Annotated in this window: 1 pseudogene; it reads right to left on the reverse strand. The window is 51.1% G+C overall.

Annotated elements, in window-relative coordinates:
• Window positions 1-264, reverse strand: a pseudogene (locus AAEZ05_RS28960) (aspartate-semialdehyde dehydrogenase); the annotation flags it as partial.

The following is a 264-nucleotide window of genomic DNA, read 5'->3' on the forward strand; positions in this document are numbered from 1 at the left end:
GCGCTGACCCATTCTACCCAGCCTCTATTAAACAACTCGCCGATGGCCATCAGCATAAGTGATACTGTACAGTTGCCGCCGATAAAGTCTTTTTGACCGTTGGCTAGGGCGCTATCAATAACGCTGCGATTGACCGGATCAAGAACGATGATGCTGTCATCTTCCATACGCAGAGTGCTTGCCGCATCAATCCAATAGCCGCTCCAACTGCTGGCACGCAATGGTTGATGGACTTTTGAAGTGTAGTCGCCACCTTGGCAGGTG

Source organism: Pseudomonas sp. HY13-MNA-CIBAN-0226, from assembly GCF_040310305.1.
GTDB classification, from domain to species: Bacteria; Pseudomonadota; Gammaproteobacteria; order Pseudomonadales; family Pseudomonadaceae; genus Aquipseudomonas; species Aquipseudomonas gregormendelii.